This is a genomic window from Tsukamurella paurometabola DSM 20162, from assembly GCF_000092225.1.
Taxonomy (GTDB): Bacteria; Actinomycetota; Actinomycetes; order Mycobacteriales; family Mycobacteriaceae; genus Tsukamurella; species Tsukamurella paurometabola.
The window spans coordinates 1524592-1546214 of sequence record NC_014158.1 but is presented as its reverse complement, the minus strand read 5'-3'; the positions used below and the strand labels follow the sequence as shown (position 1 = coordinate 1546214).

Annotated in this window: 17 protein-coding genes; 3 read left to right on the top strand and 14 right to left on the bottom strand. The window is 68.9% G+C overall.

All coding sequences use genetic code 11. From position 1 onward, the window contains the following. Positions 1 to 97: 97 nt before the first annotated feature. The 11 genes from TPAU_RS07420 to TPAU_RS07370 all read right to left on the bottom strand — a co-directional run bounded on the left by TPAU_RS07420 (position 98) and on the right by TPAU_RS07370 (position 14587). Positions 98 to 1084: an AurF N-oxygenase family protein gene (locus TPAU_RS07420; protein ID WP_083773926.1), complete on the bottom strand. Its 987-nt coding sequence runs from the start codon at positions 1082 to 1084 to the stop codon at positions 98 to 100. Positions 1085 to 1194: 110 nt separating this feature from the next. Then, positions 1195 to 2328 carry a glutamate 5-kinase gene (gene proB, locus TPAU_RS07415; RefSeq protein ID WP_013126137.1) on the bottom strand — a complete coding sequence of 378 codons (1134 nt, stop codon included), beginning with the start codon at positions 2326 to 2328 and terminating at the stop codon, positions 1195 to 1197. Continuing rightward, positions 2325 to 3785, bottom strand: a complete 1461-nt coding sequence (gene obgE / locus TPAU_RS07410) for a GTPase ObgE (RefSeq protein WP_013126136.1) — start codon at positions 3783 to 3785, stop codon at positions 2325 to 2327. Before obgE ends, proB begins: the two co-directional genes overlap by 4 nt. A gap of 140 nt (positions 3786 to 3925) precedes the next feature. After that, complete coding sequence (gene rpmA / locus TPAU_RS07405) at positions 3926 to 4189, bottom strand: 50S ribosomal protein L27 (RefSeq protein ID WP_013126135.1); 264 nt, start codon at positions 4187 to 4189, stop codon at positions 3926 to 3928. Between the two features lie 47 nt (positions 4190 to 4236). After that, the gene (rplU, locus tag TPAU_RS07400) at positions 4237 to 4548 is read right to left on the bottom strand and encodes a 50S ribosomal protein L21 (protein WP_013126134.1); all 312 of its coding nucleotides are present in this window, start codon (positions 4546 to 4548) and stop codon (positions 4237 to 4239) included. A gap of 150 nt (positions 4549 to 4698) precedes the next feature. Then, positions 4699 to 7821, bottom strand: a complete 3123-nt coding sequence (locus tag TPAU_RS07395; protein WP_013126133.1) for a translation initiation factor IF-2 N-terminal domain-containing protein — start codon at positions 7819 to 7821, stop codon at positions 4699 to 4701. Positions 7822 to 8162: 341 nt separating this feature from the next. Beyond that, positions 8163 to 8573 carry a nucleoside-diphosphate kinase gene (gene ndk / locus TPAU_RS07390; RefSeq protein WP_013126132.1) on the bottom strand — a complete coding sequence of 137 codons (411 nt, stop codon included), beginning with the start codon at positions 8571 to 8573 and terminating at the stop codon, positions 8163 to 8165. Between the two features lie 118 nt (positions 8574 to 8691). Further along, positions 8692 to 9093 (bottom strand): DUF4233 domain-containing protein, encoded by a 402-nt coding sequence (locus tag TPAU_RS07385; protein WP_013126131.1) that lies wholly within the window; start codon positions 9091 to 9093, stop codon positions 8692 to 8694. Then, positions 9090 to 10505, bottom strand: a complete 1416-nt coding sequence (folC, locus tag TPAU_RS07380; protein WP_013126130.1) for a bifunctional tetrahydrofolate synthase/dihydrofolate synthase — start codon at positions 10503 to 10505, stop codon at positions 9090 to 9092. Before folC ends, TPAU_RS07385 begins: the two co-directional genes overlap by 4 nt. After that, complete coding sequence (locus TPAU_RS07375) at positions 10502 to 13183, bottom strand: valine--tRNA ligase (RefSeq protein ID WP_013126129.1); 2682 nt, start codon at positions 13181 to 13183, stop codon at positions 10502 to 10504. The genes folC and TPAU_RS07375 overlap by 4 nt, the downstream gene beginning before the upstream one ends. Positions 13184 to 13231: 48 nt before the next feature. After that, positions 13232 to 14587: a neutral zinc metallopeptidase gene (locus tag TPAU_RS07370; RefSeq protein ID WP_147291069.1), complete on the bottom strand. Its 1356-nt coding sequence runs from the start codon at positions 14585 to 14587 to the stop codon at positions 13232 to 13234. Between the two features lie 323 nt (positions 14588 to 14910). Here TPAU_RS07370 and TPAU_RS07365 point away from each other — a divergent pair, with 323 nt between their 5' ends. The 3 genes from TPAU_RS07365 (at position 14911) to TPAU_RS07355 (ending at position 18777) form a co-directional block, all read left to right on the top strand. Continuing rightward, on the top strand, positions 14911 to 16278 hold the full coding sequence (locus TPAU_RS07365; protein WP_160160260.1) for a DUF2207 family protein: 1368 nt from the start codon (positions 14911 to 14913) through the stop codon (positions 16276 to 16278). Between the two features lie 82 nt (positions 16279 to 16360). Continuing rightward, entirely contained in the window at positions 16361 to 17995 is a 1635-nt protein-coding gene (locus TPAU_RS07360) for an ABC-F family ATP-binding cassette domain-containing protein (RefSeq protein WP_013126126.1), read from the top strand. Further along, the gene (locus TPAU_RS07355) at positions 17992 to 18777 is read left to right on the top strand and encodes an aminoglycoside 3'-phosphotransferase (RefSeq protein WP_013126125.1); all 786 of its coding nucleotides are present in this window, start codon (positions 17992 to 17994) and stop codon (positions 18775 to 18777) included. The genes TPAU_RS07360 and TPAU_RS07355 overlap by 4 nt, the downstream gene beginning before the upstream one ends. 24 nt (positions 18778 to 18801) lie before the next feature. Here TPAU_RS07355 and clpX read toward each other — a convergent pair whose 3' ends face one another. The 3 genes from clpX to TPAU_RS07340 form a co-directional block, all read right to left on the bottom strand. Further along, positions 18802 to 20079, bottom strand: a complete 1278-nt coding sequence (gene clpX, locus TPAU_RS07350) for an ATP-dependent Clp protease ATP-binding subunit ClpX (RefSeq protein ID WP_013126124.1) — start codon at positions 20077 to 20079, stop codon at positions 18802 to 18804. Positions 20080 to 20265: 186 nt separating this feature from the next. Then, positions 20266 to 20934: an ATP-dependent Clp protease proteolytic subunit gene (locus TPAU_RS07345; protein ID WP_013126123.1), complete on the bottom strand. Its 669-nt coding sequence runs from the start codon at positions 20932 to 20934 to the stop codon at positions 20266 to 20268. Between the two features lie 17 nt (positions 20935 to 20951). Beyond that, positions 20952 to 21545: an ATP-dependent Clp protease proteolytic subunit gene (locus TPAU_RS07340; RefSeq protein WP_013126122.1), complete on the bottom strand. Its 594-nt coding sequence runs from the start codon at positions 21543 to 21545 to the stop codon at positions 20952 to 20954. Positions 21546 to 21623: the final 78 nt, after the last annotated feature.

Sequence of the window (21623 nt, the reverse complement as noted above, 5' to 3'; positions counted from 1 at the left end):
GGATGCGGCGCACCTGCCGATCCGCTTGGCGCGGAGCGGCTTCGAGCAGCGCCGCCGACAGCGGATCCGCTCGGAGCGGAACCCGCAGGCCAGTGAGTCAGCCCGCGGCGTACGCGGGTTCGCTGCGGAACCGCGAGGTGCGTCCGTCGATTCCGAGGGCCCGCCACAGCAACCGGGAGACCGGGTTCATCAGCTTGGTGTGCTCGGCGAGCAGCCGCACATCACCGAAGACCTCGCGCTTCATGGCCTGCGACTCGGGTGAGCGCCAGTACATCTGCTTCCACACCTCGCGCGGGATGTCGAAACGCTTGCGGAACTGGCGTGGCGGCACCGCGATCGCGGTGAGCAGCGAGCGCATCACGAGCGGAAGTGCCAGTGACAGGAGGAACCGCGGGAACGCCCCACGGGTGGGGATGCGGTGTTCGAGCAGCTGATGAGCGAACGAGATGTGCCGCGCCTCCTCGGCGACGTGAAGCTGCATGACCGCCGTCATCGTCGGATGCTGCTCGATACCCGAGCGCAGGAACTGCTTCTGCACATGATCGATCGGCTCCTCGCCGCCGAGCACACCCATGTAGAAGATCATCGGGAACGTCGTGGCCGCCAACGGGATCAGCGGCGACAGGCGTCGGAACCACAGTGGTCCACCCGGCACGTCCATGCCGATGCGGTTGACGAACTCCTGGAACATCAGCGTGTGCTGACACTCCTCCTTCGCCTCGTGCGTAGCGTAGCGGAACTCCGGCGAGTTGTTCGGCTGCACAGCGGTGTACTGCATGATGCCCCGGATCAGCACGGATTCGAACTGCAGACCCACCTTGGCCACATTGGCCTGGCGCCACATGCCCATCTCGATCTGTTTGCTCCGCGGCTGCGCCTGGTACCACTCGGTACGACCGATCGGATCGAAACGGGAATCGAGGATCCACCGCGGGTCGTCCGGGGTCACCGCGAGTTCGGGCGAGTCCCAGTCGATATCGACGTAGGGATCGAAGTTGCGCTGCACCGAGGCCTCGGAGAGGTCCTGCAGCGTCTGCTCGTATTCCGCCTGCCCGGGGAACGGGCGGCCGCGGGTGCGTCCCATGTGCGTGATGTGCAGCGCCACGTCGACCTCCTGGCTGAACGGGTGACACAGTTCTAGCCAGAATGTACCACGCGCCGGACAGTTTCTACAGGACTGTATATACCGGCAGGTCAGCGCACAGGGACCAGATCGTCTGCGTGCACCACTGGCCGGCGCATGTCCGGCGGCAGATCGCCGGTGCCCTGCCCCAGCATCGCCTCCAGCTCGGAAGCGTCGTACGCCACCACGCCACGGGCGCGGACAATGCCCTCGGTATCGCAGAGGTTCACCACATCGCCGCCGGAGAATCCCCCGGTCACCGCGGTCACACCCGCGGGCAGCAGCGAGCGGCGGCGATCGACCACGGCGGCCACCGCCCCGTCGTCCAAAACCAGGTCTCCATTCACGTCGGCCGCGTGCCGCACCCAGAACCGGCGCGCGGACAGGCGGGTCGCGCGGGGCCGGAAGACCGTGCCCACATCGGCGCCGTCGAGGGCCCGGTCGGCGAGCGCCGCGGCGGTGAGCAGAACCGGGACGCCCGCATCGGCCGCGAGCCGGGCGGCGGACAGCTTCGAGGCCATACCACCGGTACCGAGTGCGCCCCCCGACCCGGCGACCACCCCGTCGAGGTCCTCAGGGCCGTCGACGGCACCGATCAGCGAGGCATCGCCCTTGCGCGGGTCACCGTCGTACAGGCCGTCCACATCGGAGAGCAACACCAGCGCGTCGGCCCCCGTCAGATGCGCGACCAATGCGGCGAGTCGATCGTTATCGCCGAACCGGACTTCGTTCGAAGCCACCACGTCGTTCTCGTTGATGATCGGGATCGCACCCAGGGTGCGCAGTCGGTCCAGGGTGCGTTGCGCATTCGCAGCGTGCACGCGCAGGCCCACATCGTGCGCGGTGAGCAGCACCAGCGACACGATCCGGTCGTAGCGCCGGAAGGAAGCACCCCAGGCGTTCGCGAGCTGCAACTGTCCGACGGAGGCCACCGCCTGCTTGGTCGCGAGGTCGGTCGGGCGCCGCTTGAGACCGAGCGGTGCCATACCGGCGCCGATCGCGCCCGAGGACACCACGATCACCTCGGTCCCGCGGTCGAGCCGCGCCGCGATCGCGTCGGTCAGCGCGTCGAGACGGTCGGACGCGAGCCCGTGCTCCAGATCGGTGAGTGCTGAGCTGCCGATCTTCACGACCAGTTTGCGGGCACCCGCGACCGCGGCACGCACGTCCCCCACGGCGAGATCGGCGGCGGGTGCCGCCGTCATGCGTCGTCCCCGTCGTCGCTCGCTAGCCCGCGGCGCACGTCGTGCTGGCGGCGGCGCTCGGCCGCGCCCACGCGTTCGTTCTGCTCCAGCCGGATGTCGGTACCGCGGCCGGTGACCGGCACATCGTCGATGGTGCCGAGCGAAGGCTCCCACTCGAAGCACACATCGCCGATGGTCACCGGGCAGCCGGGCACGGCACCGAGCTTGACCAGCTCGGATTCCACGCCGAGCCGGTTGAGGCGGTCGGCGAGGTAGCCCACGGCCTCGTCGTTGTCGAAGGGAGTCTGCTTGATCCAGCGCTCGGGCCGCGGGCCGCGCACGATGAATCCACCCGGCTGGTCCGGATCGGAGATGACCTCGAACCCGGACTCGTCGATCGCGATGGGCCGGATGACGGGCCGGCGGGCGACGGGGGTTCCCCGCTCCTCGCGATACTTCTGCACCAGGTCGGCGAGGGCGAAGGTCAGCTCGCGCAGGCCGGTGTGGGCGACCGCGGAGATCACGAAGACGGGCCAGCCGCGCGCTTCGAATTCGGGGCGCACCATCTCGGCGAGTTCTTCGGCATCGGGGACGTCGGCCTTGTTGAGCACCACGATGCGTGGGCGCTCGGAGAGCTCACCCAGGCCGGTGTCCGCGGCCAGCGCGGGCTGGTACGCGGCCAGCTCGGCCTCCAACGCGTCGACATCGCTCACCGGGTCACGGCCGGGTTCGAGGGTCGCACAGTCCACCACGTGCGCGAGCACGGCGCAGCGCTCCAGGTGGCGCAGGAAGTCCAGGCCCAGACCACGGCCGGAGGAGGCGCCGGGGATCAGCCCGGGCACGTCGGCGACGGTGAAGGTGGTCTCCCCCGCCGAGACGACGCCGAGGTTCGGCGCCAGCGTGGTGAACGGGTAGTCGGCGATCTTCGGCTTAGCCGCCGAGAGTACGGAGACCAGCGAGGACTTGCCGGCGGAGGGGAAGCCGACCAGACCCACGTCGGCGACGGACTTCAGTTCCAGCACCAGGTCGCGCGCCTGGCCGTCCTCGCCGAGCAATGCGAAGCCGGGGGCCTTGCGGGCTTTGGAGACGAGTGCGGCGTTACCGCGGCCACCGCGACCGCCCTGGGCCGCGTCGAAGCGGGTGCCGGCACCGACGAGGTCGGCCAGCATCTTGCCGTCGGTATCGAGCACGACGGTGCCGTCCGGCACTTTGAGGATCAAGTCCTGGCCGGATTTGCCCTCACGGTTGCCGCCCTCACCGGGCTTGCCGTTGGTGGCCTTGAGATGCGGGCGGAAGTGGAAGTCGAGCAGGGTGTGCACCTGCGGATCCACCTCGAGGATCACCGAACCGCCGCGCCCGCCGTTACCGCCGTCGGGGCCGCCGAGCGGCTTGAACTTCTCGCGGTGGATCGACGCGCAGCCGTGGCCACCGTTGCCGGCCGTGACGTGCACCGTCACCCGGTCGACGAACCTGGACATGCGCTCTCCTTCGATATCCGGCCCGGGGGTCGGGCCGTTCCCGTGTTCGCGGGACTCAGTGGTGTTCAACGAAAAACGGGCAGGGACTCTTCCGTGGAGTCCCTACCCGCTCTTCGTTGAAGCTTGTGTGCTGCTGCGGATCAGGCCTCCACAGCGACCGGCACGATGTTGACCGTCTTGCGGCCACGCTTGGTGCCGAACTCGACGGCTCCCGCCGCGAGGGCGAACAGGGTGTCGTCGCCACCGCGACCGACGCCCACACCGGGGTGGAAGTGGGTGCCGCGCTGGCGGACCAGGATCTCACCGGCGCTGACCTTCTGGCCACCGAACCGCTTCACACCCAGTCGCTGGGCGTTGGAATCACGACCGTTGCGCGAGCTGGACGCGCCCTTCTTGTGTGCCATGTGGCTACTCCTGTACTCGAGTCTTGATCAGTCTTGGAATGCGCCGGTCAGGCGATCGCGGTCACCTTGAGGACCGTCAGCTTCTGCCTGTGGCCCTGGCGCTTGTGGTAGCCGGTCTTGTTCTTGAACTTGTGGATGCGGATCTTCGGGCCCTTGACGTGGTCCACGACCTCGCCGGTGACGGAGATCTTCTCCAGTGCGGCGGCGTCCGTGGTGAGGTTCGCGCCATCGACGACCAGAGCGACGGGCAGCTTGACGCTGCTGCCGAGCTCGCCGTCGATCTTCTCGACCTTCACCAGGTCGCCGACAGCGACCTTGTACTGCTTGCCGCCGGTCTTGACGATCGCATACGTGGCCATCGGGGGCTTACCTCTTCTTCTTCACATCTCGTAGTTCAGCGCGCGGGTGCGCGGCTCGTAAATCACGCGGGTGATCCGAGCGCCGCGCACGATGAAGCGGCGGCGCCGGAAAAGCGACCTTCCCAGGTTACGGGAAGGCCACAACCAGGGTCAAACCGGCTGGTCCGTCTTGTCAGCAGTGTCACTTCCACCGGCCGCAGGGCCCGCCGGGCGGGCGGCCGCGCGGCGGCGCGCTCGCTTACGGGCGGGTTCGGCGGCGGTCTCCCCCGCACCGTCTGCCGCCGGAGCGGTGACCGCCGGTGCACCCGGGGCCTCCTGAGCCAGGTCGACGACGATCGTCTGTGCCGCCGCCGACGTGGTGGTGGGCGCTTTGCGGGCGACCCGGCGGCGACGCGGTGCCGACGGCGCCACGGCGGAGGCCGGTTCCGCAGCCGCCGGCTCAGCGGCCACCGGTGCGGCCGGGGTCGACTCGGCGGCGGCCTGCGGGGCCGGCGCGGTCTCGGTCGGCGCCGACTCGATCGTCGCCGCCTGGCTCGGCGCGTCCTGCTTCGGCTCACGCCGACGACGACGCTCGCGCTTGGGTTCCTGCGTGGGCTCGGTGCTCTGCTCCGCCGGCTTCCCCGCGTCGGCGGGCGCCTCGGCCACCGCCTCGCCGTCCTGCGCACCGTCGACGGGAGTGGAGTCCTCGTCGTCGTGATGCTGCGCCATCGCCTTGAACATCGGGTGCTCGCTCTTATGGGCCGCCTTGTCGTCCTTCGGCGCGACGACGGGCTGCTGCGCACCGTCGGACTTCGAACGCTTGCGCTTCTTGCGGCTGCCCTCGGACTTCTCGCCCGAACGACCGGAGTCGTCGCCACCCGCGGTCTCGACCGGATCCGCGTGGATGATGATGCCGCGGCCCGAGCAGGCCTGGCACGGCGTGGAGAAGGCCTCGACGAGGCCGGTGCCGATCCGCTTGCGGGTCATCTGCACCAAGCCCAGCGAGGTGACCTCGGAGACCTGATGGCGAGTGCGATCGCGGCCCAGGGCCTCGGTCAGGCGCCGCAACACCAGGTCGCGGTTCGACTCCAGGACCATATCGATGAAGTCGACGACGATCATGCCGCCGATGTCGCGCAGGCGCATCTGCCGCACGATCTCCTCGGCCGCCTCGAGGTTGTTACGGGTGACCGTCTCCTCCAGGTTGCCGCCGGAGCCGGTGAACTTGCCGGTGTTCACGTCGACCACGGTCATGGCCTCGGTGCGGTCGATCACCAGGGTGCCGCCCGAGGGCAGCCACACCTTGCGGTCGAGGGCCTTGGCCAGTTGCTCGTCGATCCGGTAGGCCGCGAAGACATCGGGGGCGTCGGCGTGCCGCTTCTCGAACCGCTCGACGCGGGGCATCAGGTCGGGAGCGACCGTGGAGACGTACTTCTCCACGGTGCCCCAGGCGGTGCCGCCCTCGATGACGAGCTTGCTGAAGTCCTCGTTGAACAGGTCGCGCACCACCTTGACCAGGAGGTCGGGCTCCTCGTAGAGCGCGCGCACCCCCTTCGCCTTGGAGGCCTCCTCGATCTCGGCCCACTGCGCCTGCAACCGCGAGACATCACCCGCCAGCTCCTCGGCGCTCACGCCCTCCGACGCGGTGCGAATGATCACGCCCGCATCGGCCGGGACGATCTCCTTGAGGATCTCCTTCAGGCGCTTGCGCTCGGTGTCGGGGAGCTTGCGGGAGATACCCGCGGAGCCGCCACCGGGCACGTACACCAGGAAGCGCCCGGCCAGCGAGATCTGCGTGGTCAGGCGGGCGCCCTTGTGGCCCACCGGATCCTTGGAGACCTGAACGAGAACCTGGTCGCCGGGCTTGAGCGCCTGCTCGATCTTGCGGGCGTTGCCATCGAGTCCGGCAGCGTCCCAGTTCACCTCGCCGGCGTACAGGACGCCGTTGCGGCCACGGCCGATGTCGACGAAGGCCGCCTCCATCGAGGGCAGCACGTTCTGCACGCGGCCGAGGTAGATGTTGCCCACCATCGACGCCGAACTGGACGAGGTGACAAAGTGCTCGACGAGCACACCGTCTTCGAGCACGGCGACCTGCGTGTAGTCCTGCGGGTGCGGCACGGTGTGGCCGTCCTGGCCTTCCGACGGCCCGACCTTGGTGCGTTCGCGCACCACCATCACGCGGTCGACGGCCTCGCGGCGAGCCAGGAACTCGGATTCGGTGAGGATCGGCGGGCGGCGGCGCACGGTATCGCGGCCGTCGCGGCGGCGCTGTCGCTTGGCCTCCAGGCGCGTGGAACCGCTGATGCCGCGCACCTCGTCGCGCCGTGACTTCTGCCGGGGTTCGCGCTCGTGCACCACGGTGTTCGGCGGATCGTCGCTGGCGGCGCTGTCGGCGTCGTCTCCCCCACCGCGGCGGCGACGGCGACGGCGACGGCGACGCGAGCTGCCGTCGGTGACATCCTCGACGTCGTCACCCTCGGACTCGTCGTCCTTGTTCTCGGCGGTCGAGTCCTCACCGTCGGCCTTCTCCGGCGCGGGGGGCTGATCCGCCTTCTCGGGCGTGGCGTCGGCGGCATCCTCGTCGTTCGCGGAGTCCTGCTCATCGGCGTTCTCGCCCCGACCCCGGCCGCGTCCGCGGCGGCCGCGGCGACGTCGGCGGTTGCCGCCGTTGTCATCGTCGGTGCTCTCGCCCGACGGGGCATCGCTCTGCGCCTCGGTTGCGTCGGCCCCGTTAGCGGCGTCGGCATCCGCGGCGTCCTGTTCGCCCGTCGCGGCCGGCTGCGCCTCGGAAGCGGCCTGATCGGACGCCTCGGTGACCTCATCGTTCTTCGGCTCGGCCTTGGCCCGGCTGCGGGTGCGGCGACGCGGCGCGGCGTCGGCCTCGGGCTGCAGGAACAGCGGAACCGTGGTGTCGACTGCCTGCGTGGTCGCGGACTCGGCGGCTGGGGCCGGGGCGGCGAGCGCGGAGAACAACGACGGAGTCTCGTCGGCGGGGGCCGGAGTCTCGGCTGGTGACCCGTGCGAGGCCTCGGTCTCCGCGGGCGCCTCGGGGGTGGCGGCGCCATCGGGGGCGGCCGCGAGTTCGGCGATCCGGTCGCGCACCCGCTCGGCGGCGCTGCGATCGATGCTCGAGTGCGCGCTGCGCGCGACGAAACCGAGGTCACCGAGGTGCGCGAGCACCTCCTTGCTGGTCAGTCCCAACAGACGAGCGAGCGCGTGCACGCGCAACTTCTGCGGGAACTCCTCCCGAGCTTCGTTGTTCTGTTCTTCCGGCGACGGTGTGTCGGCCACTCAAATCTCCTACCGACCCCCGGGCGCGTCACTGATGTCGCGGCCACGCGGGGGCGTGTTCGTGTGGTGCGGGCGAAGTCTCCTACCGCCCCACGTTTGTCAAGGTCTGCACGTGTCTTCGTGCGTGGCGCACGCCCGCTCGACGAATCAGCGAGCAAGCCGGGCCGGTCGACGCTGCGCGGGTTTGCGCGCATCGACGTGCGTCCGCACTCATTATCCCACACGGAGAATACGAAGCGGGAAAGGATCGGGCCCGCGCCGCGCGGAGAGCGCGACACGGGCCCGTGATGGATGTGTGTGATGGGACGGCGAGTCAGTCGCCGTCGGCGGCTACCCACAGGTCAGAGACCGGGGAACCACAGGGCGATCTCGCGGGCGGCCGACTCGGGCGAGTCGGAACCGTGCACGAGGTTCTCCTGGGTCTCCAAGCCGAAGTCGCCGCGGATGGTGCCCGGCGTCGCCTTCTCGACCGGGTCCGTGCCGCCCGCGATCTGCCGGAACGCGGCGATCGCACGCGGGCCCTCCAGGACGGCCGCGACAACCGGTCCCGAGGTGATGAAGTCGAGCAGGGAGCCGAAGAAGGGCTTGTCCTTGTGCTCGGCGTAGTGGCCCTCGGCCACCTCGGTGGAGACGTTCTTGAGCTCGAGGGCCACGATGGTCAGGCCCTTCCGCTCGATACGCGCCAGGATGTCGCCGGTCAGGCCGCGTCGCACGCCGTCGGGCTTGATCAGAATCAGAGTCCGCTCAGTCACGGCACACAGCGTAGCGGTGGACCTTCTCGCCGCGTCAGGCCGCTCAGGATTTCGGGTTGAACGACAGGCACGAGGGCGAAATCCCGACGCGTTCTCACCTGAGCCCGGGTTCGTGACCTCAGTCGGTGATGGGCTCCTGGCCGGGCAGCCGGCCCTCGACGATCCGCTTCTTCACGTCGCGTTCGATGAACACGATGTAGCCCCACACGATGGCGAAGACGATGCCGACCCCGCCGATGCCCGGATGCACGATCCATCCGGCGATCACGGCCACCTGCAGCGCGCAGAACGCGGGAATCGCCCACGGCTTCTTCACCACCATGCACCCAGCGAAGCAGGCGGCGGCGAGCAGCAGCACGTACGCCACCTTGAGGCCGGTCATCCCCGGCGAGAGTTTGAACACCACCGGCAGCGCCAGCAGGATCACGATCATCTCGAGGATCAGCGTGCCGGAGAGGATGCCGCGGAAACTCTTCCACGGATCCTTGGGGGGCGGGGTGAACCGCTGCGGCTGGGTCACTGGGGTTCCTTTCCGAACAGCGAGCGTGCGGCGCCCGCGGTGACCACGGATCCGGTGATGAGTACGCCCACGCCGGAAGCGGGGTCCTCATCGTCGGATTCCTGGTCGGCCAGGGCCACTGCGGTCTCCACCGCATCGACCATGGTGGGGGCGGTGACCACGCGATCCTCACCGAAGATCTCCTCGGCGATCGCGGCGAGCCGCTCGACCTCGAGTGCGCGCGGGGACCCGTTGTGCGTGACCACCACTGTGTCGAGGACGGGTTCGATTTCGGTGAGGATCCCCACCGCGTCCTTGTCGGCGAACACCGACACCACGCCGATCAGGGTGCGGAAGTCGAACTCGCTCTGCACGGTTCGCGCCAGTGCCTGCGCGCCGTGCGGGTTGTGGGCCGCGTCGATGAACACCGTCGGCGCGGTCCGGACGCGCTCGAGGCGTCCGGGCGAGATCACCGTGGCGAAGCCCTCGCGCACGGTGTCCACATCGAGCTGCTGATCGGCACCGGCGCCGAAGAAGGCCTCGACGGCGGCGAGCGCCGTGGCCGCGTTGTTGGCCTGGTGCTCGCCGTGCAGCGGCAGGAAGATGTCCTCGTAGACGCCGCCGAGCCCCTGCAGGCTCAGTTGCTGCCCACCCACCGCCATCCGGCGTTCGATCACGGCGAACTCGGAGCCTTCGCGGGCCACTGCGGCATCGGTCTCGACCGCCTTGTGCAACAGCACGTCCATGGCGGCAGGTTCCTGCTTGCCGACGATCATCACGGTGTCCTTGGGAATCAACCGCTCCGGTGCGCGCTTGACGATGCCCGCCTTCTCACCTGCGATCGACGTGAGATCGGGGCCCAAGATCTCCACATGGTCGAGCCCGATCGGGGTGATGACGGCGACCTCGGCGGTCACGACGTTCGTGGCGTCCCAGGTACCCCCCAGACCGACCTCGACGACCGCCACATCGACGGGGGCCTCCGCGAACGCTGCGAAGGCCATCGCGGTGAGCACTTCGAACTTGCTCATCCGGGGGCCGTCGGCGGCCTCGGACTGCTGGTCGACGAGTTCGATGTAGGGCTCGAGTTCTCGGTAGGTCTCGACGTACTGCTTGGCGGTGAGCGGGACACCGTCGATCGCGATGCGCTCGGTGGCGAGTTGCAGGTGCGGGCTGGTGATCCGGCCGGTGCGGCGTGAAAAGGCCAGCAGCAGCGAATCGATCATCCGCGCCGTCGAGGACTTGCCGTTGGTGCCCGCGATCTGGATCGAAGGATATGCGTCCTGTGGGGAGCCGAGCAGTTGCATGAGCGCCGAGATGCGAGCCAGCGAGGGTTCGATCTTGGTCTCCGGCCAGCGCTGATCGAGCTCGGCCTCGACCTGAGCGAGATCGGCGAGATCGTCGGGATCGGCGGCGAAGGCGGGCACCGTCACGCCGTGGTCCCTCCGAGCTGTGCGATGCGGCCGGTGAGCCGCTCGACCTCTTCCTGTGCGACGGTCTGCCGCGCGCGGATCTTCTCGACCACGGCATCCGGGGCCTTGGCGAGGAAGGCCTCATTGCCCAGTTTGGCCGATGTACCGTCGAATTCCTTCTGCGCCGCCTTGAGATCCTTCTCCAGACGGGCACGCTCGGCACCGAGATCGACGGTGCCCGACGTGTCCAGCTCGACGGTCACAGTGCCGCCCACGAGGCGCACCTCGAGCGAGGCAGTGGCACCGAAGCCGTCCTCGGGCGGGGTGAGCCGGCACAGGCTCGTGGCGGCGGCCTCGAGCGAGCTGAGCCCGGCCTCGTCGAGGCCGGTGAGCCGCGCGGCCACCCGCTGCCCGGGCTTGAGCAACTGATCGCTACGGAACCGTCGGATCTCGGTGACCAGTCGCTGCAGGTCGGCGAAGCGTCGCGCGGATTCGATTCCATCGGTGGGGGTCTCGGCCGGCGCCCAATCCCGGCTCGGCCAGGACGCGATCACCAGCGACTGCTCACCCGTCAGCGCCTTCCACAGCACCTCGGTGACGAAGGGCATCGTGGGATGCAGCAAGCGGAGCACCACGTCGAGGGCTTTGCCGAGCACCAGACGGGTGCTCTCGGCGAGGCCTGCATCCTGCAGTTGCAGCTTCGCGATCTCGAGGTACCAATCGCACAGTTCATCCCACGCGAAGTGATACAGCGCCTCGCAGGCCTTGCCGAGCTCGTTGGCGTCGAGGGCGGCATCGGCATCGGCCTGGGTCGCGGCGAGCCGGTCCAGGATCCAGCGGTCGGCGTCGGTGAGCGAGGAGCGATCGGGCAGTTCACCCACGCGTGCATCGTTCATCAGCGCCAACTTGGTGGCGTTGAACAGCTTGGTGGCGAACTTCTTCGACGAAGCAGCGGCGTCGGCGCCCACATTGAGGTCGGCACCGGGAATGGTGCCTCGGGCCAGGGTGAAACGCAGCGCGTCGGCGCCGTACTCGTCGACCCAGTCCAGGGGATCGATGCCGTTGCCCTTCGACTTGGACATCTTCTTGCCGAACTCGTCGCGCACCAGGCCGTGCAGGAGGACCTCGTGGAAGGGCACTGCGCCGGGGGCCGAGGGCTGCTCGCCGATGAAGGTGCCGAACATCATCATCCGGGCCACCCAGAAGAAGATGATGTCGTAGCCAGTGACCAGGGTGGACGTGGGATAGAACTTCGCCAGGTCGGCGGTCTGTTCCGGCCATCCCATGGTGGAGAACGGGAAAAGGCCTGAGCTGAACCAGGTGTCGAGAACGTCCGGATCTTGCTCATAGCCCGCGGGCGGGGTGTCGTCCGGTCCGCAGCAGACCACCTCGCGGTTGCCGTCGGCGTCGGCAGGGCCGTACCAGACGGGGATCCGGTGACCCCACCACAGCTGCCGGGAGATGTTCCAGTCGTGCATGTCGTCGACCCAGGCGAAGAACCGGGGCGCGAGATGCTCGGGGACGATCGTGGTCTCGCCGTCCCGGACCGCGTCGCCGGCGGCCTTCGCCAGGTGATCCACCTTGACCCACCACTGCATGGACAGGCGGGGCTCGATGGGCTCGCCGGAGCGCTCGCTGTGACCGACACTGTGCCGGTACGGACGCACCTCCTTGACGATGCGGCCCTGCGCGGCGAGCGCCTCGCGGATAGCCTTCCGGGCGGCGAAGCGATCGAGGCCGTCGAATTGCGTTCCGGTACCCGCGATGTGGGCGGTCTCGTCCATGATCGTGAGCATCGGCAGGTCGTGTCGCTGCCCGATGGCGAAGTCGTTCGGATCGTGCGCAGGGGTGATCTTCACTGCACCGGAACCGAATTCGGGGTCCACGTAGTCGTCGGCGATCACCGGGATACGGCGGTCCACGAACGGGTGCGCCAGGCTGGTGCCGATCAGATCCCGGTAGCGCTCATCATCCGGGTGGACGGCGATGGCGGTATCGCCCAGCATCGTCTCCAGACGGGTGGTGGCGCACACGATGTGTGGCTCATCGTCGTTGAGGGAGCCGTAGCGGAACGAGACCAGCTCACCGTCGACCTCCTTGTGGTCGACCTCGAGGTCGGAGATACCGGTCTGCAGGACGGGCGACCAATTCACCAGGCGTTCGGCGCGGTAGATCAGGCCGGCATCGAAGAGCTGCTTGAAGATGGTCTGCACGGCACGCGAGAGGCCCTCGTCCATGGTGAACCGCTCACGTGACCAGTCGATGCCCACGCCGATCCGGCGCATCTGGCCCGTGATGTTGCCGTGGCTGGCCTCTTTGAAGGCCCAGGCGCGCGCGAGGAACTGCTCACGGCCGATCTCGCGGCGGGAGGTGCCCTCCGCGGTGAGTTGCTTCTCGACCAGCGACTGCGTGGCGATGCCGGCGTGGTCGGTGCCGGGCAGCCAGAGCACCTCGTAGCCCTGCATCCGCTTGCGGCGGCACAGCGCGTCCGTGATGGTCTGATCGAGGGCGTGTCCGAGGTGCAGACTGCCGGTCACGTTCGGCGGCGGCAGCACCACGGAGAACGCCGGCTTCGGCGAGGAGCTATCGGCAGTGAAATAGCCCGCGTCCACCCAGCCGTTGTAGATCTCGCCCTCTACGGCGCCCGGATCCCACGAGGAGGGGAGGCGGTCGACGGGCTTCAGCGGCGGAGTAGTCACTCCACGATTCTAGTCAGTGCACGCCGGCGGCCGACGCCGGGCTTTTGCTCAGGCCACGTCGGTCGGCGATGCCGACCACGTGTTGCAGCGGGCCAGCCGATTCGTCTGGTACCCGGTATCCCACCAGGCCTGCGAATGCGCGGAGGTGCCGTGCGTGCGGTCGGGGTCGCCGGGGCGATCGCCGCGCTGCTGATCCTCGTAGGCGGTGGGGTAATCGGCTCGGGTGAACTGGCCGCCGGTGTCGCTGACCGATTTCACCAGCAGCCCACTGAAGCACTGCGCCTGCAGTTCCAGGCGGCGCGACGATTCCAAACCGCGGTCGGACATGCGTCCGTACTGCCGTTCGATCCGAGTCTGCGCGGTGATGATTCCGCTGACGCGTTGGACGTGGTGGCCGTACTCGTGAGCGAACACCGCGAGGTAGATCACCGGCTTGTTGCCGTACCGGTCCACGTCCAAGCCCTTCGGGGGCATGTACAGCGTCTCGTTGGTGGGGCAGTAGAACGCGGCCACGTTCTCGGTCGCCAGGTTGACAGAGCCACAGGGCGAACTGATCAGATCGCCCGTGGGCACCAACACGGTGGGTGACCGGTAGGACAGGTTCGCCGAGCGCATCGCAGCGGTCCACGCCCGATCGAGGCACGGGGCGATGCTGTCGAAGAATCGCTTGCCGGCACTGCTGGTCGAGGGCCAGCCGTCGGCGTTGCAGGCCTGCGTGATCAAGCCGGTCGAGGCGCTTGCGTACAGCGGATTGCCCTGCAACGCGGCGGTACCCGTGGGCGTCGTACCCGCGACGGTGCCTGCGGGCGACGTGGTCGAGGTGGTCGCCGTGGTGCGGGTGGCGCTCGTGGTGCGGTCGACGGTGCTGGTCGGGGCCGCCGATGTGGTGGGCCCGGCCTCGGTGCCGGAGCGGGCGCCGAGATAGAGCACCGCGGTACCGAGCAGGATGGCGATCAGGACGACGATCGTGATCAGCAGGACGATCAGCCAGGTGTTGTCGTTCTTCGCGGCGGCCGGGCGCGGCGCCCATCCCGCATGCTGCCAACCGGGCTGCGGCGGGTAGCCGGCCGGCAAGGTGGGCTGCCGGGGGCCGGCCGGCGGCCGGTAGGGCGAGGCTGCCGGCATCGACCACTGGTTGTAGGGAACAGCCCGGGGCGGGGCGGCAGGCACGGGGCGCCGTGGCGCGGGGACCTGTCGGTACTGCGGATGCATGACGGGCCGAGGCGGCGCCGACGGGACCGGTGGTCGGGGAACCGTCGCGGGACGCGGGCGGGCGGCCACGCGGTACTGACCGGTGGCACCGCGGACCGGAGCGGGGCGGGGCGCCACGGGTGGTGGCACGGGAACGTAGGGGCGCCGCGCGGCCGGGCCGCCACGGCCACTCGGATCCTGCGGATATCCCACTACTCTCCCCCTCGGTCACCCCGGACGTCGGTTACTGTACCCAGACATGTGGGAGGGCAGGCGAGACCTGGGTCGAAGTGGTCGGCGGCGCAGTGGGGGGTGGCTCGCGGCGATCGCGGTGATCGGCGTGCTGTTCGCGACCGCCGGAGCGGGGCCCGCAGCGGCGGAACCGACCGGGGTCGAGGTCGACACGGCCCTCGAGCTCAAGGACGACGGCACGCTCACGGTGAAGACCGTGATCACCACCCCCCCAGGGCAAACCGATCTCGCAGCGCCTACCGCTCGACGTCCCGGTGGAGGGCAACCGGACCCAGCATTTCACGGTGTCGCAGACGCGAGCGGACAACGGTACCGCCACCGTGGCCGACGGTGCGCTGCAGGTCACGGCGCCAGGAGGCCGAACGACGGTCGAATTCACCGTGCGCGGCACCGTTGCCGACGGGCCCGAGCTCCAGCAATTCACCTGGCCGATCGCGGCGGGGTACACCGTCGACCTGGACAAGCTGACGATGCGCTTCGCTTCCCCCAGCGACGCTCCCGATTCACCCTTGTGCGGCATCGGCCAGGTGGGTGAGCGTCGGCTGTGCACTCTGACTGAGACGAACGCGTCGGGGGTCGTCTCCGCTCAGCAGAACGGGCTGCCGCGCGGCAAGGTGGCCGTGTTCACCACGCTGCTGCCCGCCGGCACGGTGAAAGCGGACGCAACGTTCACCGCGACCACCGCAGCGGAGCCCGAGCGGGATACCGGTGGGCTGATCGCGATCTCGGTGGCCACGGTGCTCGCGCTCGCGCTCGCCGGCTACGCCTTCCTGCGCCGCCGGTCCGACCGCGTCGCCGCGGATTCGGCCGGCCCCACCGCGGACTTGCTGGTGCCGGGAGGCACAGGGGTCGCCTTCGCCTCCCCCGACGGCGTGCTGCCCGGTCAGGTCGGCACACTGCTCGGCGGGCGGCTGCGGCCCACCGATGTGGGTGCGACGGTGCTCGACCTCGCGGTCCGGGGCTACCTGTGGTTGGCGGCCCTGCCCGGTGGCGATTTCCAGATTTCGCGGCGCGTTCCGCTCGACGGCGCGGTGACCGCGTCCGAACGTGCCGTGGTGGAAGCGCTGTTGCCCGACGGTGCCGAGACGACCACGGTGTCGGAGCTGTCCGGCGGCGCGCGCCCGGTCGATCTGGTGGCGGTCGCCGATCAGGCGCGCGCCAGTGTGGTCGAACGCGGCTGGCTGCGCTCCGACGCCGGTCCCGGCCTCGGCGGGCGCACCGCGATCGCCTTCGCGGTGGCGGAGATCGGCGCGGTGGCAGCGCTGGTGTGCGCCTTCGTCGGGACCGGTCTGCTGTACGCCCTGGCGGTGCTGATCCTGGGCCTGGGCCTGATCGTGGCGGCGCTGCTGTGGCCCGCCCGAACGGTGGCGGGCAGCCGCCTGGCCGCCGGTATCGGCGGGATGCGGCAGTACCTGATCTCGACGAACGTGAGCGCACTGCCGCCGGAGCAGCGCCCGGTACTGTTCGAGCGGGCGGTCCCGTACGCCCATGCCTTCGGCGATCTCCGGGGTTGGTTGGGCACCTGGGGCGGCACGGTGACAGCGCCGCTGGATTGGTACCGGTCGACGCAGGGACCGGTCGCCGGTCTCGGCACTCTCGCCGCCGTCCTCGACGGTGTCGCCGCTCAGGCCCAGGCCTCGCAGCGGGACTGACGCGCACCGTCGCCCCTCCCTCCCCGAGAGAGTCAGCGAAAACCGGTAGCGGTGTCGACGCCGGGCCCAGCAGGATGGGCATATGGGACACCTTGAGGCGACGCACGTGGAGTATTACCTGCCGGACGGGCGAGCCCTCCTCGGTGATGTCTCGTTCCGTGTGGGAGACGGTGCCGTCGCCGCATTGGTGGGCCGCAACGGCGCGGGAAAGACGACGCTGCTACGGCTGTTGGCAGGCGAGTTGGAACCGCACGGCGGAACGGTGACGTCCAGTGGCGGCGTCGGCGTGATGCCGCAGTTCATCGGGTCGCTGCGCGACGAGCGCACGGTCCGGGACCTGTTGGTCTCGGTCTCCCCCGCGCGGCTCCAGGCGGCGGCCGCCGGCCTCGACGCCACCGAGCTCGCGCTCTTGGACGACGACGGCGACGCGAACCAGCTGCGCTATGCGGACGCACTGGCCGAATGGGGCGACGCCGGAGGCTATCTCGCGGAGACGATGTGGGATGCGTGCACCATGGCCGCACTCGGAGTGCCCTACGACCAAGCGCAGTGGCGTGGCCTCACGTCGCTGTCGGGCGGCGAGCAGAAACGCCTCGCATTGGAAGCGCTGCTGCGCGGCGAGGCCGAGGTGCTGCTTCTCGATGAACCGGACAACTACCTCGATGTGCCCGGCAAGGAGTGGCTCGAGGAGCAGCTGCGGCAGACCCCGAAGACGGTGCTGTTCGTGAGCCACGACCGGGAACTGCTGTCGCGGGCGGCGACTCGGATCGTGGCGGTCGATCCCGCTCCCGGCGGCGCGGACGCCTGGGTGCACGGCGGCGGCTTCGCCAGCTTCCCCGCCGCGAGGGAGGAGCGATTCGCGCGGTTCGAGGAACTGCGCCGCCGCTGGGACGAGCGGCACCAGCAGCTCAAGAAGCTGGTGCTCACCTTGCGCGAACAGGCGAAGTTCAACGACGGCATGGCCTCTCGGTACTCGGCGGCGCAGACCCGGCTGCGCAAGTTCGAGGAGGCGGGGCCACCCCCGGAGCCGCCACGGCAGCAGCAGATCGCAATGCGTTTGCGCGGTGGGCGCACCGGAGTTCGTGCCGTGACGGCGAAGCGATTGGAGCTGACCGGCTTGATGAAGCCCTTCGACCTGGAGGTCTTCTACGGCGAACGGGTCGCGGTGCTGGGTTCGAACGGCTCCGGCAAATCGCACTTCTTGCGGCTGCTGGCGGGAGAGGACGTGGCGCACACCGGCACTGCAACCCTCGGGGCGCGCGTGGTACCGGGGCATTTCGCGCAAACCCACGCGCATCCGGAGTTGCAGGGCCGCACGCTGGTACAGATCCTGCGCGAGGAGCACGCCGCCGATCTGGGGCGGTCGATGCCCGCCCTGCGGCGGTACGAGTTGCATGGACAGGCCGAGCAGCGGTTCGAGAGTCTGTCGGGCGGGCAGCAGGCCCGATTCCAGGTGCTGCTGCTGGAATTCGCGGGTAGCACCGCACTGCTGCTCGACGAGCCCACCGACAACTTGGACTTGGAAAGCGCTGAGGCACTGCAAGATGCGCTGGAGGCGTACGAGGGAACCGTCATGGCGGTCACGCACGACCGCTGGTTCGCACGGTCCTTCGACCGGTTCCTGGTGTTCGGGTCCGACGGTGCCGTTCGCGAGGCCGACGAGCCCGTCTGGCACGAAGCCCGGGTACAGCGCGATCGGTCGGGCGCGGCACGGTGAGTACGCCCGCCCCGGACATCGCCGTGCCCGCCGCGGTGGCGGCGCGCGCTGCCGGCCGGCGGATCACGCCCGTCTGGCGGAACGATCTGGGCGGGATCACCTTTCGCCTCGGCGACGATGAGTACATCAAGTGGATGCCCACGCAGACGCCGGAGCTCGACTTCGACGCCGAGGCCGTGCGGTTGCGGTGGGCGCAACCGCACGTCACGGTGCCCCGGGTGATCGCTCGGGGCAGCAGCGACGGTGCCGAATGGCTGGTGACCGCAGCAATCGCGGGGACTTCGGCGATCGATCCGCGCTGGGCCGACAGCCCGGCTATCGCGGCGCGGGCCATCGGCGCGGGACTACGCCATCTGCATGACACGCTGCCGGTGCACGTATGCCCCTTCGACTGGTCGGTATCCGCTCGCACAGTCGGGCTGACGCCGGCCGAGCGCGCGGCGCTCGGTCCGACACCGCCGATCGACCGGCTCGTAGTGTGCCACGGCGACGCCTGCGCCCCGAACACCTTGGTGGGCGAGGACGGCCGGTTCGCCGGGCACGTCGACCTCGGCTCGCTCGGAACGGCCGACCGGTGGGCCGATCTGGCCGTCGCGGCGATGAGCTTGGACTGGAACTTCGACCAGCCGCGGCCGGACGTGTTGTTCGAGGCCTACGGGGTCGCGCCCGACGAGGCCCGGCTCGCCTTCTACCGGCGCGTCTGGAAGAACCTGGAGCTTCACGAGTCGAGGCTGGCCGCGAATGCGGCACCGAACCTCGACGATCCGCGGGAACCGGCCTAACGGAGAGCGGCTCGTACCGCGGAGCTACGCGCTCTTGTCGCGGCGCTCGTCGCGAGAGCGCTTGCGGGGAACGATGGTCGGAAGCACGTTGTCGCGCACCGTCTCGCCCGTCACGACCACCTTCGCCACGTCATCGCGCGACGGGATGTCGAACATGACGGGGTTGAGCACCTCTTCCATGATCGCGCGCAGGCCACGAGCGCCGGTGCCGCGCAGGATCGCCTGATCGGCGATGGCACCGAGCGCGTCCTCGTCGAATTCGAGCTCCACACCGTCCATCTCGAACAGCCGCTCGTACTGCTTGACGAGCGCGTTCTTGGGCTCGGAGAGGATCGAGACCAGCGATTCCTTGTCGAGGTTGCTCACCGACGCGATCACCGGGAGGCGACCGATGAACTCGGGGATCAGACCGAACTTGATGAGATCCTCGGGCAGCACATCGGCGAAGTGATCGACGGTATCGACCTCGGCCTTGGAACGGACCTCGGTGCCGAAGCCCAGGCCGCGCTTACCGATCCGGTCACCCACCACCTTCTCCAGCCCGGCGAAGGCGCCGGCCACGATGAACAGCACGTTCGTCGTGTCGATCTGGATGAACTCCTGGTGCGGGTGCTTGCGGCCGCCCTGCGGGGGCACCGAGGCCTGGGTGCCCTCGAGGATCTTCAGCAGGGCCTGCTGCACACCCTCGCCCGAGACATCGCGCGTGATCGACGGGTTCTCGCTCTTGCGGGCGATCTTGTCGACCTCGTCGATGTAGATGATGCCGGTCTCGGCGCGCTTGACGTCGTAGTCGGCGGCCTGGATCAGCTTGAGCAGGATGTTCTCCACGTCTTCGCCCACGTAACCGGCCTCGGTGAGGGCGGTGGCATCGGCGATCGCGAAGGGCACGTTGAGCATCTTCGCCAGGGTCTGCGCCAGGTAGGTCTTGCCGCAGCCGGTGGGACCGAGCATGAGGATGTTGGACTTCGCCAGCTCCACGCTCTCGCCGCGGGCGTCCTTGCGCTCGCCCGCTTGGATGCGCTTGTAGTGGTTGTAGACCGCCACGGCGAGGTTCCGCTTGGCGGAGTCCTGGCCGATGACGTAGTTGTCCAGGAAGTCGCGGATCTCGACGGGCTTGGGCAGCTCGTCCAGTTTCACATCGCTGGACTCGGCCAGTTCCTCTTCGATGATCTCGTTGCAGAGGTCGATGCACTCGTCGCAGATGTACACGCCGGGGCCGGCGATCAGCTTCTTGACCTGCTTCTGGCTCTTCCCGCAGAAGGAGCACTTGAGCAGGTCCGCGCCGTCCCCGATCCGTGCCATTGCTGTCCTACTTCCCTAGCTGGTCCGCGTGTTCACCGAGTTCGCGGTGCGTGACGCTTGTTTACGACGGTACCCGTGAACCGCAGTCCCGGCGACCGATATGAATAGCTTGCTGCAGCCGCCGCCGGGGGCCGCGGACCGATGCCTTCGCGGCGTGTCGCGGCCCCCGTGGCGGTGTGCGAATCCCTACTTGGCCGACGCCTTGCGGTACGGGAACACCGTGTCGACGATGCCGTACTCCTTGGCCTGATCGGCCGTGAGGATGTTGTCGCGGTCGGTGTCCTTGCGGATCTGCTCCACGGTCTGGCCGGTGTGGCTGGCCAGGATCTCGTCGAGCCGGTTGCGGGCCCGCTCCATCTCAGCGGCCTGGATCTCCAGGTCGGAGACCTGACCGCGCATGGCGCCGCCGGTGCGCGGCTGGTGGATGAGCACCGTCGAGTTGGGCAGCGCGGCGCGCTTGCCCGGGGTGCCACCGGCGAGCAGGATCGCAGCGGCGGAGGCGGCCGTGCCCAGCACCACGGTGGCGACGTCGCAATGGACGTACTGCATCGTGTCGTAGATGCCCAGAGCGTCGTAGAGGCTGCCGCCGGGCGAGTTGATGTAGATGGTGATGTCGCGGTCGGGGTCCTGCGACTCGAGCACCAGCAGCTGCGCCATCACATCGTTCGCCGAGACCTCATCGATCTGAGTCTTGAGGAAGATGATGCGCTCGTCGAACAGCTTCGCGTACGGGTCCATGACCCGCTGCTCGCCGTTGGCGGCGCGCTCGAAGAACTGCGGGATGCTGTAGCGCGACTGGGCGCCACCGGGGACGTGCAGGCCCTGCGGAGCCATGTTGGGGTAACCGTCGTTCATTGCAGTGGTGTCCTCTCCTACTTGACGGAGCTCGCGCGGCTGACGACGTGGTCGACGAAACCGTAGTCGCGGGCCTGCTCAGCGGTGAACCACTTGTCGCGGTCCGCGTCGGCTTCGATCTTCTCGATCGGCTGGCCGGTGAACTGCGCATTGAGGCGGTTCATCTCGACCTTGGTGTTGCGGAAAAGCTCGGCCTGGATGGCGATATCGGCGGCGGTACCACCGATGCCAGCGGACGGCTGATGCATCATGATCCGGGCGTGCGGCAGCGCGTAGCGCTTGCCCTTGGCGCCCGCAGCGAGCAGGAACTCACCCATCGAGGCGGCCATACCCATGGCGTAGGTCGCCACATCGCACTCCACGAACTCCATGGTGTCGAAGATCGCCATGCCGGCGGAGATGCTGCCGCCGGGTGAGTTGATGTAGAGGTTGATGTCCTTGCTGGGGTCCTCCGCGGACAGCAGCAGCATCTGCGCGCACAGCTGGTTCGCGATGTCGTCGTTCACCTCGCTGCCGAGGAAGATGATCCGCGACTCCAGGAGGCGGCTGTACACCGAATCGTTGAGGTTCAAACCGGCGAGTCCGGTCCGCATAATGGGGTTGGAGGTCATCCGCTGCTCCCTGCCTTTCTTTGCTGACATCGACACTAACGAACGCGCACCCGTGAACCGTCCCCCGGCACGCTCGGG